This window comes from uncultured Gilliamella sp. (genome assembly GCA_945271295.1).
Classification (GTDB): Bacteria; Pseudomonadota; Gammaproteobacteria; order Enterobacterales; family Orbaceae; genus Gilliamella.
This window is the reverse complement of record CALYPG010000004.1, coordinates 17,630-33,014: the sequence shown is the minus strand read 5'-3', so window position 1 is coordinate 33,014 and position 15,385 is coordinate 17,630. Positions and strand designations below refer to the sequence as shown.

Here is a 15,385-nt window from a genome sequence, read left to right as displayed (position 1 = left end):
TGCAATTTTACATCTATTTTTAGTCCATTAATATTACTTTATTATATTAGCACATTCGATTAAAATTGCAGGTCACACATGTCAATAGAACAAACATTATCTGAACAAGAAATTAAAGCCAAAAAACAACATAAAGCAGAACTTATTGCAGAAAAGAAAAAATTTACTGTCACTTGGGAAATGTTACAAGCTTATGGACGGGAACTTTCAAAACGCTTATTACCCGCCAATCAATGGAAAGGTATTATAGCTGTAAGTCGTGGTGGATTAGTTCCGGCTGCCATTTTAGCTCGTGAGTTAAGTATACGTTATGTCGATACAGTTTGTATCTCAAGTTATGATCATGATCATCAACGTGAAAAAATAGTATTAAAACAAGCAAATGGTGATGGTGAAGGTTTTATAGTCATAGATGATTTAGTTGATACAGGTAGTACTGCGCATACTATTCGTGATATGTATCCTAAAGCACATTTTGTGACTATTTTTGCTAAACCAGCAGGAAAACCATTGGTTGATGATTATATTATTGATATCGCACAAGACACTTGGATTGAACAACCATGGGATACAGGAGTAGTTTTTGTTAAACCTGTAAGTGATTATAAATAAGAAATTTTAAGGAAAGAAAGGTTTCTATGACATCCACTGAAAATCTGTCTGAACAAATATTCAAACCACAATATGATTATCCGGAGACATCAACATTAATTAATCGTATTGATGCTGAAAATAATAAAACAGATAGTAATATAAACAATTATGACAGTGATTTTGACTCTTGTTGGTACCGTATAGTTACACCAATTTTGTGGTATTGGCGTGGATTGCCAACATTAGAAGTTGAAGCGGTATTATCCAAAATTGCTGTATCAATTAAACAACATTCAAATAATAAGTGGTTAGATTCAGTAGCAGGTTACCAACCTGGTAATTGGATTTATGAGTTTTTAAATCAAGCCGCCGAGTGGCAAGCTAAAGCGGAATCAATAGACAAAGCTGATATTACTGACGAAGACAAAAAAAAAGTCTGTAACTATTATTTGATTGCTAGTGAATATTGTAGTATTGCTAGCTATCCTCATTTCAAAAATGATGAATTAGCTTTATATGCACAAACTTGTGCATATCAAAATTATTTTAAAGCACTTAGTTATTCACCTTTCACAATTAAAGAGCTTGAGTTTAAAGTTCAAAATCAAAATGTGAAATCAATCTTACATTTACCACAAACTGAAGGTGCTTGCCCAGTAGTTATAATGTGCTGTGGACTTAGTAATTTGCAAATTGATTTTTATCGTTATTTTAGTGAATATTTGGCACAAAATGGTATAGCAATGCTAACTGTTGATATACCTTCTGTAGGTTACAGTCGAGGTTTTGATCTGACACAAAATAGTAGCTTAATTCACCAAGCAATACTAGAACAACTGCCAACAATTCCTTGGGTTGATGATAGTCGTGTAATTTTAGCTGGCTTCCGATTTGGCTCACATATTGCAACACGTTTAGCGCAATTAATGCCAAATAAAGTAAAAGGCTTGTTTAATTTTATGCCGCTAATTCATTATATTTTTATTGACCAAATACGACAAAAATATTTACCTAATGTTTATAAGGATATATTTGCTAGTCGTTTGGGATTACCTGCTATCTCCAATCAACAATTAATTGCTGAGTTAAATTATTTTTCATTGAAAAATCAAGGTATTCTAACTCATTCTTGTGTTGTTCCGGTAATGAATGTAATTTTTGAAGATGATAGACTAAGCACATTTAATGAAGCCAAATTAATCCATTCTTTAAAACAAAATAAACTTATTATTATACCAAAATCACCATTACAAGTTAACTTGCAAAATGCCTTAGAACAATCGGTAAAATGGATGATTTCGATTTTATAAGAAGATGTTATGACTAATAAAAAACAACAAATTGTCGTTGTTAAATTAGGTACCAGCGTTTTAACTAGTGGGACAAAACAGTTAGATCGTGCGCAAATAGTTGAACTTATTCGACAATGCTCTGTGTTACATCAAAATGGACACAAAATTATTATTGTCACGTCCGGTGCAATAGCTGCTGGGCGTGAATATCTTAATTTTCCCATTCTTCCTAAAACAGTTGCTTCCAAACAATTGCTAGCATCTGTTGGGCAAAGCAAATTGATACAACTGTGGGAACAACTTTTTTCAATTTATAAAATCTACATTGGACAAATGTTATTAACCCGAGCAGATCTCGAAGATCGAGAAAGATTCTTAAATGCCCAAGATGTACTTAAAGCAATGTTAGATAATAATATTGTTCCAGTTATAAATGAAAATGATGCAGTTGCTACCGCAGAAATTAAAGTGGGTGACAATGATAATTTATCAGCACTTACAGCAATTTTAGCTGAGGCAGATAAATTAATTTTATTAACTGATTTAGATGGACTTTATACCGCTGATCCCAAAAAAGAACCTAATGCTAAGTTAATTCAACAAATCGACCATATTGATGATAATTTGCGAAATATTGCTGGTGATAGTGTTTCTGGACTTGGTACTGGTGGTATGAGTACCAAACTGCAAGCAGCCGAGGTGGCTGGTAGCGCAGGCATTGAAGTTATTATTGCTGCTGGAAATAAAGCAAATGTTCTTATTGATATAGTCAATAACCAACCTATTGGTACCCGTTTTTTACCACAAAAAACGCCTTTAGAACATCGTAAACATTGGTTATTTGGTGCACCAAATGCTGGCAAGGTATATTTAGATGATGGAGCAGTTAATGCTATTTTAAATAACGGAAGTTCATTATTACCAAAAGGGATTATCAAAGTTGAGCTGAATTTTTGCCGAGGAGAAGTCATCGATATTTATGATAAATCCGGGAAGAAAATTGCTCGTGGTGTAAGCCGTTATAATAGTGATGCTTTAAGGCAAATTGCTGGACACCACTCACAAGAGATTAGTCAGATTATTGGTTACGAATATGGCTCGGTAGCCGTTCATCGTAATGATATGATTGTTAATTAGCTAAAATATAATTTAACGGTGACTATTATGTTAGAACAAATGGGTAAAGCAGCAAAACAAGCCTCATATCAATTAGCCCACTGCCCTACTTCAACCAAAAATCAGGTTTTAACAGTTATCGCCGATTTACTGGAAAAGCAATGCTCATTAATATTAACAGCCAATGAAAAAGATATTATAGCAGCTAAAGCACAAGGTTTAAGTGCAGCTATTTTAGATCGCCTATTACTTACATCTGATAGACTTACAGATATTGCTAATGATGTGCGTAAAGTCGTTAATTTAACCGATCCTATTGGTAAAATTATCGATGGTGCTATTTTAGATAATGGTTTAAAGTTACAACGTCACAGAATACCATTAGGCGTAATTGGCGTAATTTATGAAGCTCGCCCAAATGTCACCATTGATATTGCTGCACTTTGTTTAAAAACTGGTAATGTAGCAATTTTACGAGGAGGTAAAGAAACTATTCACACCAATGCAGCCATGATTGCTATTATTCAACAAGCATTGGCACAAGTAGGATTACCAGAATTTGCTATACAATATATTGATAATCCAGACCGAAAATATATTAATGAATTACTCAAGCTTGATAAATATGTTGATATGATTATTCCACGTGGTGGTTCGGCTTTACATAAACTATGCCGCGAACACTCAACCATTCCTGTAATAACAGGTGGAATTGGCGTCTGTCATATTTTTATGGATGAAAGCATGGATTTTGATAGTGCTTTTCCAATTATTGTCAACGCTAAAACACAGCGCCCAAGTACCTGTAATACGGTGGAAACCTTACTCGTACATACAAAAATTGCCAACACTTTTTTACCCAAATTAAGTCAAATAATGGCTGATAGTGGTGTTATTCTGCATGCTGATCAACGATCATTTGCAATCTTAGAATCAAGTGCAGCTAATGTTTTTCGCGTGGAAGATGATGAACTTCGTCAAGAATGGCTTTCGAAAGATTTGAATGTAGTCATTGTTGATTCACTCGAGCATGCCGTTGATCATATTCGTGAATATGGTAGTAATCATTCAGAAGCAATTTTAACAAGAAGTCTTGCTAATGCTGAAAAATTCGTTAATTTAGTCGATTCAGCGGCTGTTTATGTTAATGCTTCAACACGTTTTACCGATGGAGGGCAATTTGGCTTAGGAGCAGAAGTTGCAGTGAGTACTCAAAAATTACATGTTCGAGGGCCAATGGGATTAGAGGCTTTAACCACCTATAAATGGGTTGGTTTTGGTGATGATTTAATTCGCAAATAAATGTTCTAAATTAACTGTTCGCAAATTACGAACAGTTAGGAATAAATAATTACTCAAAATTACGCATAAGTAATGCATAATTCAAGTCAATATTTTCAGGTATTGGAATATAGACAATATGTCCATCCCCTAACCCTGCAGGTACAGGTTGACCTTTTTTATTTTCCATTCGATCAATTATAAACGTTTTATTTCCTTTTGGTGTCATCATTTCTACATTATCACCGACTGAAAATTTATTTTTAACAATTATTTCAGCTAGTCCATTTAATCGTTCACCACTGAACTCACCGACAAACTGCTGTCGATCTGATACCGAATGACTATGCACATAGTTTTGCATATCTTCATGTTTATGGCGACGCAAAAAACCTTCGGTATAACCACGGTGAGCTAACGAATCAAGTTCTGCAAGTAAATTAGGATCAAATGGTTTACCTTCACTAGCAGCATCAATAGCTTGGCGATATACTTGTGCAGTTCTCGCACAATAATAAAATGATTTAGTTCGACCTTCAATTTTTAAAGAATGAACCCCTATTTTGGTTAAATCCCCAACTAGCTCAACAGCCCTTAAATCTTTTGAATTCATAATATAAGTACCATGTTCATCTTCAAAAGCTTGCATGTATTCGCCTGGTCGTCCAGACTCTTCTAGCATAAATAACTTATCAGTAGTTTGGCCAATCCCTAATGTTGGTTCAACTTGTTGTACTGGGATGGGTTCACATTTATGAACAATTTGCCCTACTTCGTCTTCCTTTCCTTCAGACACTTTATACTCCCACCGGCAAGCATTAGTGCAAGTTCCTTGATTTGAGTCTCGCTTATTAATGTAACCAGAAAGTAAACATCTTCCCGAATAAGCCATACAAAGTGCACCATGAATAAATACTTCTAATTCCATTTGCGGTACTTTTTCACGAATTTCAGCAATTTCTTCCAATGACAATTCACGAGATAGCACAACCCGAGTTAATCCTACTTTATGCCAAAATTCAACAGTAGCCCAATTGACTGCATTAGATTGTACTGATAAATGAATTTCCATTTCAGGAAAATGTTCGCGTACTAACATAATTAATCCTGGATCGGACATGATAAATGCATCAGGTTTCATATTGACAATCGGTTCTAAATCACGAATAAAGGTTTTTAATTTAGAGTTATGAGGTGCAATATTTACCACGACATAGAATTTTTTGCCTTGCGCATGAGCTTCATTAATACCAATGGCTAAGTTTTCATGATTAAATTCATTATTTCGAACACGTAAACTATAACGTGGTTGACCGGCATAAACGGCATCGGCGCCATAAGCAAACGCATAACGCATATTTTTAAGAGAACCAGCAGGGGAAAGTAACTCTGGTTTTTGATATAACATTGTCATTTAAAAATGCCTCTGATTTCAAGTCAGTATTACCTATAGGTAATAGATTAAGCAAAAATAGGATGGGCATTTTACGCTTTAGCGTAAGTGTTGGCAAATTTATTCGGTACTGTGATTAATATCTTAAGCTTAAAATAAATTAATTTTAAACTTAAGCCATCACATAATACTTTTTAGTAATATTATAAAAATTCCATTGAAAATTAATTTTCATTATTAATTAACGACAAATATTCATCCCAACGATATTCTCTAATTGGCATCGGCTTAGCATCTTTAAAATATAAAACCAATGCTGGCTTAATACCATTCCAATTATCCACAAATTCATATCTAAGGAGTAAACCATCTTTAATTAATTTTTTTGCTTTAGCATGATAATTAAAATAGCTCATAATAAATTCTACTATAATTGAATTGAATTAGTGGCTCAACGATTTGATTTTAATCATGATAACTTAATTTAAACAATGAATTTCCGTATTAAATAACATTACTTACAAAATGTTGATAAATGACAAACTTTTATCAATCTAATAAATGCTAAAATAAATAATGACTATTAATTGCGATATATATCATAATTAATATTATTTATAGTCCATAGATTTTTAAAATGATGAAAATTTCAAACCATGTTCTGACAACAGGCTTGAAATTTTAACTCATTACTGATTTTTTATTATCATCTGAACTGGATAATGATCTGAATATTTATCCGTAAAATCATCTTTTAATACTGTTACATCAATTATGTTATTTTTAAGCATAGGTGAAACATAAATATAATCATAACGTAACGGTGTAGAAGCTTGATCATAAAACACTTTGGTTGGTGCTGTCGCGATGAATTGTTGGTGTTTAAATTTTAACGCATCAATAAAACCCGCATCAATAAGGTTTTGTTGAACCGTGTAACTTAATTTACCGTCAACCAAATTTTCCAGAATTGGTCTTTTTTTCTCTTTTTCTTTTATATCATTAAGAAGATTACTTTTATCATAATCATTTTTATCTGCTGGTGAGAATGAATTTAAATCACCAGCGATAATCCATTTACCAGCTGGATCGCGACTATATTTTATCGAATCAATGAGTAAATTAATCTCATCAATTCTTTTGGCTGTCCAAAACGGATTCATATGTGTAACAATAAAATGATAGTTGCCAATATCTGCATATAAAGCACCATGCCATAAATTGTCGACCACTTTATTAACATTGACAATTGGGTATTTAGAAGTAATAGCAACCGGGAAAAAAGCAGCATCTTCTGGTGACTCTTTTAATAAAACAGCAAATTTATGGCCATAACTTGCTGCAAATTTTTCAAGTTTTTCTCGGGTAAAAAAATTCATTTCTTGCCATGCAATAATATCGGCATCTTGCATTTTAGCCCACTCAATAAATTTTTGTTTCCCTTCTGACTCATCTAATTTCATGCCATTATAAACATTATAGCTAATAATTTTTAAATCTTTCGCATCTTCAACTGATGCAAAAGAAGCGGAAGTACTTAAGAGCATACCACATAAAACCGCTGCTATTTTTAGCTTTGTTTTATTCATAAAATTTCCCTCTCGTTATTTTTAATATCATTGTAATAAGTATTATCTTGATTTAAATTCTGGGAAAGATTTTTTTAGCTTTTATGTGATTTGGGTCAAGAATATTATTGACATACTGTGCTGTAGGAAAAAATTTATAATTTAAAAAATATAATTTAACGCCTAATTAATAAACAAATTTAGAGGGGTTGTAATTATGTGATTTGGTTAAATAGCCAACTGTATTAAATGGATGCAGCTTAAATGGTTAATAACTGGTATTCCAATGATTAAGGCATAATATCATTTAAATGATACTATGCCCTTTACAAGATTAGTTTAAAATAAATACTATAAGCTAAATATAAAAATAAATATTTTATTATTCAATAACAAAAAAATTCAAATATGATTTATGCGTATAGGTTTCCTGAATTTTCTCTATAGCTTCTTTATAACTCTTATCTTCATTATAATCTTGATAACATTTATTTTCTAAATCTCTTTCGGCTACAGCACTTTTTATTGAAGTCAAATTATCATATTCTTCAGCAAAATCACTACCAGATAAATTAAATATCTTATTCCAAGCAGCTATTTTCTTTTCAACATCGACTCGGCCTTCAGGACACTTAATAGTATCTAAATCAATTGTAGGAATAATAGTTTTCGGGAATTCATTGAATTTTTTGCGATTAGATGGAAAACTAATTTGCTGATCAATACCATCTTTCTTTATGTATTTAAGGAAATCACTTTCGCGAAATAATTTGGCTTTTATATCTTTAACATTATCTCGTAATGTTATAGTTGTTGGCAAATCTTCATCAAGAAAATAATCCCAAGCATAGGTATCTTTTTCAATAAATAAATCATTAACTACCTTAAAAGGAACTTCTATTACTTGCAATTCACCATTTACAATTACTTGTGTTTTGTATTGAATATCTTTTTCTAGTCCATCAATAAAACTGTCGGTGGCTATCTTATTGGATTTATCAATATAGATTAATTTGTAAAAAACATAATTACTTTGAGTGGGATTAATAAAGCCTTCTCGTTTTGAAGGTTTAACTACAAAGTTAATTGATTCATTATTGTACGATAACGTATGTTTACCATACCCAATTTTATATTTAATACCTGATTTGGCGGGTATAGTTAATGGATTATCATCAATGTTTAACGTTATCTCTTTATCGGTCGGGTTATCGATCCAATGTTCAACTGAATCAGGTTTAGAACAAGCAACTAAAGTTAGTATACTAATTAGAATAATAAGAAAAAATTTTATTTGTTTCATCACATTCATTTATATATATAAAAATTAAAAGAGTTAAAATTGTATCACTTTTTGTTAAATGCTTAAATTATTATTTATTGATTTAATTAGATTTTGTTTTTTTAGTGAGGGGTAAAAATACTATTCACTCTAGTGTAATTTAATGGCTTTCATACCCTTAGAATATTGACGTCATAATATTTTAGCAAATATCAATGTGAATACTTTCACTAACAATTATCTGTTGTTTGCTGTACTATTTTAGGGGGGATAGTTACAAACCGCACAAAACATTACACTACCGATATCGTAGTTAAGCCGTTAAATGGTGATGATTTTCAAATATTAGTTAATGGGAAGTAAAGAGAGCCACAATCGAACTAAGTTAAACCATCAACACAAACTAAGTCCAAAGATTTTATAGATGACGATATTCATTTTTAAAATTCAATTAATTATAAACATACCCGCTTATGTAGCAGGTTTCATTGCAAGTTATATTATGAAACATCTACCAAGACAATTCCTCATTGTCAGCTTTAATGTTTTCTTCATACATCATTTGTATGTCGCTATAATCACAGATATCTAAAACACTATTACAATAATCGTTAATGACCTGATCCATTATTTTTCTATTTTTGGCCTTAGTAGCTTTTTTAAAAGCATTTAAATTTTCTTGCTCCATCATTCTTAAATCGTATGCTTGGCATATACCTAATTGATCACAATAATCTTTTTTTACATTAGCTTTAATATATTCAATAACTTCTTGCTTTTGAGCTTCTGAACCGTCAAAGTCCATAGGATGAATAAATTTAGCGTGTGCAGCAGTAGAAAATAACATCGAGACTACTATTATTTTTTTCAACATAAGAATTCCCTCTCTTGGTTGTAGGTTTTTATTAATAATACATTTTTAATATTATTTCTGAAAGTTAAAAAATTAAAAATGAAATAAATTTCACTATCTCAGAGTACAAAATAGAGCGTTTATTGAATCAATTTTTTATCCCCCAAACCTGTTAATAACTCGTTTGATATCCACCCTATCCTATTAATTTTACGAATATTCTTACGCTGATTATTTAGCGTGCAATTACTCTTGGTGAAAATATCATGCTAATACTAACTAAAGTGCTAAACAACTACTGGTTATATGATGTGGTATCTAGTAGCCAAATTCAATACTGAAGCTATTTTGTTAACTGTTCAAGATATGATTGAATCAGGTGATTATGATATTAAAGATATTCATAATGAAGATAACTGATAATAAAAAACCCGCATTTGGCGGGTTGTTATGTGATTCGATAAAAAATAAATAGTCAATATAAAATTTAGGCTGGATCAATACGATATAAAATAATTGTCTTTAATTTGTTTATATCTGTTTTGGTTGGATCAGATAGATATATTTCCTCATGACTATTTTCAATTATTTTCATTCCATTTGAAGAAATATAATCCAATAAAATTTTTATTGTTTTGTCTTCATTTGTATAAGATCCAACATGCAGAATATAGGCAACTTTCCCATATTTCCATTCTTCTAGTCTTAAATTATTTATATCTTGATCGCTAGTAGGTAGTTTAGCAACATCATTTGGTAACGGTAATGCATAAGTTCCGATCCAATCGCTTTTGCTTTTGGTTATGTTAATTTGTGGCCAACGACCTCTTAATTTGTCTACTTTAAAAACACGTCCGTTTGCTTTGTATATCTTCCTCACTCCATATGCGGCTGTATATAACGGCTTCATGAGTTTGCTAGTTTCTGTATTTGGATCTCCAACAACATTAATAGAAACCACTTTTTGTGTTGGCATATTACCGATTGTTGGTATTCCTTCCTTTATCTTATAATCTAATCCTTCATGCATATTAATTTCATCCATAAAACACCCTTAATATTAAATAATTGTTTATATCATTCTTTCATTATTAAATAAGATTATACTACTTAGATAATTTACACAATAAAAACCACTCGAAGGTGGTATATCAGCCTATGCGGCGGTAATCTAGATTATATCAAACATAACACATTGTTATAAATGAAAATTAATCAATTATCCAAAAATAACCCTTTTTTATTACATCAAAATTAATTAATAATAATCAATATTATAAAAAAGTCACTAAAAAAAGGGTTAAGCTAACGTCTCAGAATCTTCTACCAATCGCCGAGCATGCGGTTCAATAACAAACGAACAATCTATTTCATTGAATTAATTGATATTTATGTGGTGCCAGTGGTCGGACTCGAACCGACACGCTTTTAAGGGCGGCGGATTTTGAATCCGCTGCGTCTACCAATTTCGCCACACTGGCATTTGAAGTGTAAATAAGTAAACGTTGGCATTATACTAAGCTCTAAAATATCTGCAACTGATATTATAATAAATTGCTTTAGTTGCCTAAAAATTCCACTACCATTTACGTTTCCAAGCCGGTAATTTTTTGAGAATAGTACAAGCTGTTTCTTTAGCTATAGCATAATCAATATTATGATGATTAACATAATGCAAGGTTAATTCTTGCCATTTTTCTTCAAATGTTTTCATTGTGCCATCTTTATGAGCACAATGCTTACAATAATTCTTAGATATATCATGTAATGGATAATCACCAATAGCGGTCATAGGCATACCACATGCGATGCACATTTTCATAGTTTTAATCTCATTTAATTAATATAGACAATTAATTATGTGTCACAACTAATATGGAAAATGCTACTCCGTGTTAAGTTTGATTACAAGTATCCTTGTAAAGCTGGAAGATTAAATTAGAAGTTTAAATCAATTTGCATTGCTACTTGATTGGATTGTTGCTTTTTTTGTTTTTGCAAATAGCCACGCCTTAACATTCGTAGTTTACATAAATATAATATTCTGCGTTTTTGAGCATCAGAAAATGTTAACCAATTAAATCTCTCTTCTCGTGAGCGATAACACTTACAACAGTATCCTCGTTTATCTGTTTCACAAACACGTTGACAAGGACTTTGAATATCAAAAAGCTCCATCTGATCCAATCGTTACTTTCCTTTTAATGAACGCATAACTTATTCGTTTTTATTTTTTTAAACCTAATCCTTTACTTAATATTTCAAAACAATCATCACAATTGTGCGTTGCAGCTTGCAGTAGTGTTTGAGTCGGAGCATGAATTAATTTATGAGTTAGCTTATGTGAAAATTCGGCAAAAACTTCATTTATATTCGCACCTTGATTGATGGCATTTAAAGCTTTAAGTTCTAATTGATGTTTAATAGTTTCAGCATTACTACGATATTGTTTAATAAAAGCCACTGCATTACGAGATTTGAGCCAATCAATAAAATGTTCAGCTTGTTCCTGAATGATATATTGTGCCTGACTAGCTGCTATTGCTCGTTGTTCGAGATTTTTAGCCACCGTTTTGTGTAAATCATCAATAGTATACAGGTAAACGTTATCTAATTTATCAATTTCCGCTTCAACATCACGCGGTACGGCTAAATCAATAAATAACATTTTCTTATTATTTCTAGCTTGCATAGTTCGTTCAACCAACCCTTTGCCAATAATCGGTAATGGACTTGCGGTTGAACTGATAACAATATCAACTTCATTAAGCCGATTAGCAATATCTGGTAACGAAATGATTTCAGCATTATTTAATGATGCCAATTTTAATGCCTTTTCTCGAGTACGATTAGCAACAATTACATGATTAAAGCCGTGTGGTTTTAGGTACCGTGAAATTAATTCAATCATCTCCCCTGCGCCGACTAACATTACATTTAATTGTTTAGTATCAGTAAATAGTTGTCTAGCAGTTAAGCATGTAGCATAAGCAACTGAAGCTGTATTTTCACCTATGTTGGTTTTAGTTCGGACGAGTTTAGCAACATGAAATATTTTTTGAAATAATTTGGCTAATTCAATTGATAAACAAGCATTTTTTTGAGCAAATTGATATGCTTGTTTAACTTGACCTAAAATTTGCGGTTCACCTATAATCATTGAATCTATGCCACTGGCAACAGACATAAGATGTTCGACTGCCTCTTGCCCCTCATACCAATAAAAACAATCTTGATAAAACTGTAGATCAAAATGATGATACTGGGCTAACCAATTTTTGACCGATTGTTTTAACCGTAGGTAATCAGTTGCGTGTTGGTAACTTACATAGATCTCTGTTCGGTTACAGGTAGACAAAATAACACAACCATCAACTAGAGGATGTTGGTATAAACTATAGAGTGCCTTAGCAACAATTTCGTTAGGGAAAGCAATTTTCTCCCTGATAGCAACTGGCGCTGTTTTGTAATTAACACCTAATATTGAGATTGACATTGTATTACTTCTTATTAAGAATTTTGTTTAATATAACTATTTTATTAAGCGTCCAAGTGCCAATATTATACATAAAAAATAATGTAAGGTTAATTTACAGTAACTTTTTCTATTCTGTTAATTATCAGTTATAATGCCGTATTCAATTGTTCTTGAACAAATTAAGAGTCATTATATGTCTAAAATCAAATACATTTTATTAGTAACCTTGCCACTCTTACTAGTTGCCTGTCAAACAGATAAAATAAAAAACACCAACTCAATTCAACAACAATGGCTAATTCACCAACAAGATCTCAAACAAGTTAATGTATTCCAAGTTAATGGTAGTATAGCTTATTTTAGTGATAACTCGCGTAATTATGGTCGCTTTTTAATTATTCAACAATCGGCTGATAACTACGAAATTAAATTGAGCACCCCAGTGGGAACCAACATCTTAACGCTAAAAGCTAGTAATAATTATGCTGAACTTATTGATAAAAACGGCAAAAGTTATACTGACACCAATGTTGAAAGTTTAATGAGTAAGATCTCAAACATTAATATTCCTCTGGATTCGTTACATAATTGGTTAAAAGGATTTTCAGATGATGTTAATGCCGACAAATTGGATAGTTCAGGCAGATTAGTGGCTTCAGAATTTATGCAAAACAATAATAAATGGAATTTAAAAATTAACAATTACCTGACGCGTAATTATAAACATAAAAATATTGATTTACCGTCTATAATTGAACTAACGCATGGTGACCAACGCATACGGTTGAAGATTGATAACTGGGTATTGCGGTAATAGGAATCAGTCATGAAACAATGGTTTGCACCGGCTAAATTGAATTTATTTTTATATATTACCGGTCGCCGTGCCGATAATTATCATAATTTACAAACGTTGTTTCAATTCATCAATTATTGCGATGAGTTGAAATTTAACGTTCGTCAGGATAATCAAATCCACTTATTAACGACATTTAAAAATATTCCTCCATCCAAAAATTTGATGGTTATTGCTGCAGAGAAATTGAAAGGCTATACCGGTAGACAAGATTTGGGTGTTGATATCACTATTGAAAAAAAAATCCCGATGGGTGGAGGGCTTGGCGGAGCATCATCCAATGCCGCAACAGTATTAGTTGCGCTTAACCAGCTATGGCAACTTAATCTGCCAACTCAAGAATTAATGGATATAGGCAGAGAAATCGGTGCTGATGTACCTATTTTTATTTACGGACATGCATCTTTCGCGCAAGGTATTGGTGATCAATTTCAAGCATTAACGCTGCCAGAACATTGGTACTTAGTCACCTGCCCTAATATCGAAATTTCAACGGCAATAGTTTTTAATGATTCTGAACTTAACCGCAACTCAGCAGTTCGAACTGTCGATGATTTAATGGCGATACCGTTTAATGAGCACTACAATGATTGTGAAAGTGTGGTGCGCAAACGTTATCCTGAAATTGATAAAATCATTAGCCAGCTTTCACAATTTGCTCCAACTCGCTTAACCGGAACTGGGGCGTGTGTGTTTAGCCAATGTGAATCGCAACAACAAGCCCAAGCCATGCAAGCCCAACTTGCTGCGATGTCGATACCGAGCATTATTGCCAAATCGCTAAATAAATCGCCACTTTATACCAGTTAAATAGATGGTTGTTTTGAGTTTACCGGCCTTGCTTTGGGTTAGGTAAACTCATAATTGAGAATAATAACCGCAGGCAATCATACTAAAATCTAATCAATTAATTAATTGACTGATTCACTGGGTATAACAAATAAACGCTGATCATAGTATTCCACACAATATAAACCTTCATAAGAATGATAACCTTGTGCTGACAATTCAGACTTCAACCAGACCTCATCTTTACCCATATTTTCTAAAACATCAGTTAACGGTTTTTCATCTTCTAGCACTATTACTGAGATATCTTTATCCCCTTTCTTAACTACGGTTAATTGTCCATTAGGCTCAAGTATGGCTTTGTCAACGGTATTGATGGTAAAAATATTTTTCATTCTTAGTAATACAGCAAAACTTGAAATATCCATATTAATAGAGGCAAAAGCATCTAATTTTAATTTCCCTTTATCCATTAGTATAATCGGATTACCAACAATAAATGCCTTGGCATTTTGACTTTTTTGTTTTAAATAATTTGAGGTATACATAATAATGGTCCATATCACTATTACCACTAAAAAATCCAATACCGTCAATTTAGGATTATAAATTATGCCTCCAGCTATACCACCTAAAATCATATTACCAATAAAATCAATGCTGGACATCTGTGATAATGAGGTTTTTCCTGTTATTTTCAAAAATAAAATAATACAAATAAATACAACCAATAATTTCAACGCAATAACCAAAAAATCGTAATAATTCATTTTAGTATTACTCCAATAATATTATTGATACTTAATTGTTAAAAAAGGAGGAAATGGGAATTTACATAATAGGAAGTAATCATACCTGTTTGTAAATAGTTTGTCTTGTTATA

16 protein-coding genes and 1 tRNA gene are annotated in these 15,385 nt (G+C 32.0%); 6 read left to right on the top strand and 11 right to left on the bottom strand.

Going from position 1 to position 15,385, the window contains the following annotated elements; genetic code table 11:
- The first annotated feature begins 78 nt into the window (after positions 1-78).
- The 4 genes from gpt to proA are packed head-to-tail and all read left to right on the top strand — an operon-like array spanning position 79 to position 4,304.
- The gene (gene gpt / locus Q0K76_RS03575) at positions 79-612 is read left to right on the top strand and encodes a xanthine phosphoribosyltransferase (RefSeq protein WP_294611433.1); all 534 of its coding nucleotides are present in this window, start codon (positions 79-81) and stop codon (positions 610-612) included.
- 26 nt (positions 613-638) lie between these two features.
- Positions 639-1,904 carry an alpha/beta hydrolase gene (locus Q0K76_RS03570; protein ID WP_294611430.1) on the top strand — a complete coding sequence of 422 codons (1,266 nt, stop codon included), beginning with the start codon at positions 639-641 and terminating at the stop codon, positions 1,902-1,904.
- Positions 1,905-1,913: 9 nt separating this feature from the next.
- Positions 1,914-3,023, top strand: a complete 1,110-nt coding sequence (gene proB, locus Q0K76_RS03565; RefSeq protein WP_294611427.1) for a glutamate 5-kinase — start codon at positions 1,914-1,916, stop codon at positions 3,021-3,023.
- A gap of 27 nt (positions 3,024-3,050) precedes the next feature.
- Positions 3,051-4,304: a glutamate-5-semialdehyde dehydrogenase gene (gene proA / locus Q0K76_RS03560; RefSeq protein WP_294611424.1), complete on the top strand. Its 1,254-nt coding sequence runs from the start codon at positions 3,051-3,053 to the stop codon at positions 4,302-4,304.
- Between the two features lie 49 nt (positions 4,305-4,353).
- Here the strand turns inward: proA and yegQ are convergent, their stop codons facing one another.
- From yegQ to hemA, 10 genes are all read right to left on the bottom strand, one after another.
- Positions 4,354-5,691: a tRNA 5-hydroxyuridine modification protein YegQ gene (gene yegQ, locus Q0K76_RS03555; protein ID WP_294611757.1), complete on the bottom strand. Its 1,338-nt coding sequence runs from the start codon at positions 5,689-5,691 to the stop codon at positions 4,354-4,356.
- Between the two features lie 209 nt (positions 5,692-5,900).
- A complete protein-coding gene (locus Q0K76_RS03550; RefSeq protein ID WP_294611421.1) occupies positions 5,901-6,092 on the bottom strand; it encodes a hypothetical protein in 192 nt (63 codons plus the stop codon).
- Between the two features lie 273 nt (positions 6,093-6,365).
- Positions 6,366-7,265 carry an endonuclease/exonuclease/phosphatase family protein gene (locus Q0K76_RS03545; protein WP_294611418.1) on the bottom strand — a complete coding sequence of 300 codons (900 nt, stop codon included), beginning with the start codon at positions 7,263-7,265 and terminating at the stop codon, positions 6,366-6,368.
- Between the two features lie 361 nt (positions 7,266-7,626).
- Complete coding sequence (locus Q0K76_RS03540; RefSeq protein ID WP_294611415.1) at positions 7,627-8,547, bottom strand: hypothetical protein; 921 nt, start codon at positions 8,545-8,547, stop codon at positions 7,627-7,629.
- 490 nt (positions 8,548-9,037) lie between these two features.
- A complete protein-coding gene (locus Q0K76_RS03535; protein ID WP_294611412.1) occupies positions 9,038-9,400 on the bottom strand; it encodes a hypothetical protein in 363 nt (120 codons plus the stop codon).
- A 466-nt stretch (positions 9,401-9,866) separates the two neighbouring features.
- Complete coding sequence (locus tag Q0K76_RS03530) at positions 9,867-10,424, bottom strand: GyrI-like domain-containing protein (protein ID WP_294611409.1); 558 nt, start codon at positions 10,422-10,424, stop codon at positions 9,867-9,869.
- A 349-nt stretch (positions 10,425-10,773) separates the two neighbouring features.
- Positions 10,774-10,860, bottom strand: a tRNA-Leu gene (locus Q0K76_RS03525).
- 98 nt (positions 10,861-10,958) lie between these two features.
- Positions 10,959-11,201, bottom strand: a complete 243-nt coding sequence (locus Q0K76_RS03520; RefSeq protein WP_294611406.1) for a zinc ribbon domain-containing protein — start codon at positions 11,199-11,201, stop codon at positions 10,959-10,961.
- A 116-nt stretch (positions 11,202-11,317) separates the two neighbouring features.
- Positions 11,318-11,557 carry a DUF1289 domain-containing protein gene (locus Q0K76_RS03515; RefSeq protein WP_294611403.1) on the bottom strand — a complete coding sequence of 80 codons (240 nt, stop codon included), beginning with the start codon at positions 11,555-11,557 and terminating at the stop codon, positions 11,318-11,320.
- Positions 11,558-11,606: 49 nt separating this feature from the next.
- Positions 11,607-12,875: a glutamyl-tRNA reductase gene (hemA, locus tag Q0K76_RS03510; protein ID WP_294611400.1), complete on the bottom strand. Its 1,269-nt coding sequence runs from the start codon at positions 12,873-12,875 to the stop codon at positions 11,607-11,609.
- Between the two features lie 175 nt (positions 12,876-13,050).
- Between hemA and lolB the strand changes: the two genes are divergently transcribed.
- Both lolB and ispE read left to right on the top strand, forming a co-directional pair.
- Positions 13,051-13,671 (top strand): lipoprotein insertase outer membrane protein LolB, encoded by a 621-nt coding sequence (gene lolB, locus Q0K76_RS03505; protein WP_294611397.1) that lies wholly within the window; start codon positions 13,051-13,053, stop codon positions 13,669-13,671.
- Between the two features lie 12 nt (positions 13,672-13,683).
- Positions 13,684-14,523, top strand: coding sequence for a 4-(cytidine 5'-diphospho)-2-C-methyl-D-erythritol kinase (ispE, locus tag Q0K76_RS03500; protein WP_294611395.1), 840 nt, complete (start codon positions 13,684-13,686; stop codon positions 14,521-14,523).
- Between the two features lie 101 nt (positions 14,524-14,624).
- Here the strand turns inward: ispE and Q0K76_RS03495 are convergent, their stop codons facing one another.
- The gene (locus tag Q0K76_RS03495) at positions 14,625-15,272 is read right to left on the bottom strand and encodes a YetF domain-containing protein (RefSeq protein WP_294611392.1); all 648 of its coding nucleotides are present in this window, start codon (positions 15,270-15,272) and stop codon (positions 14,625-14,627) included.
- Positions 15,273-15,385: the final 113 nt, after the last annotated feature.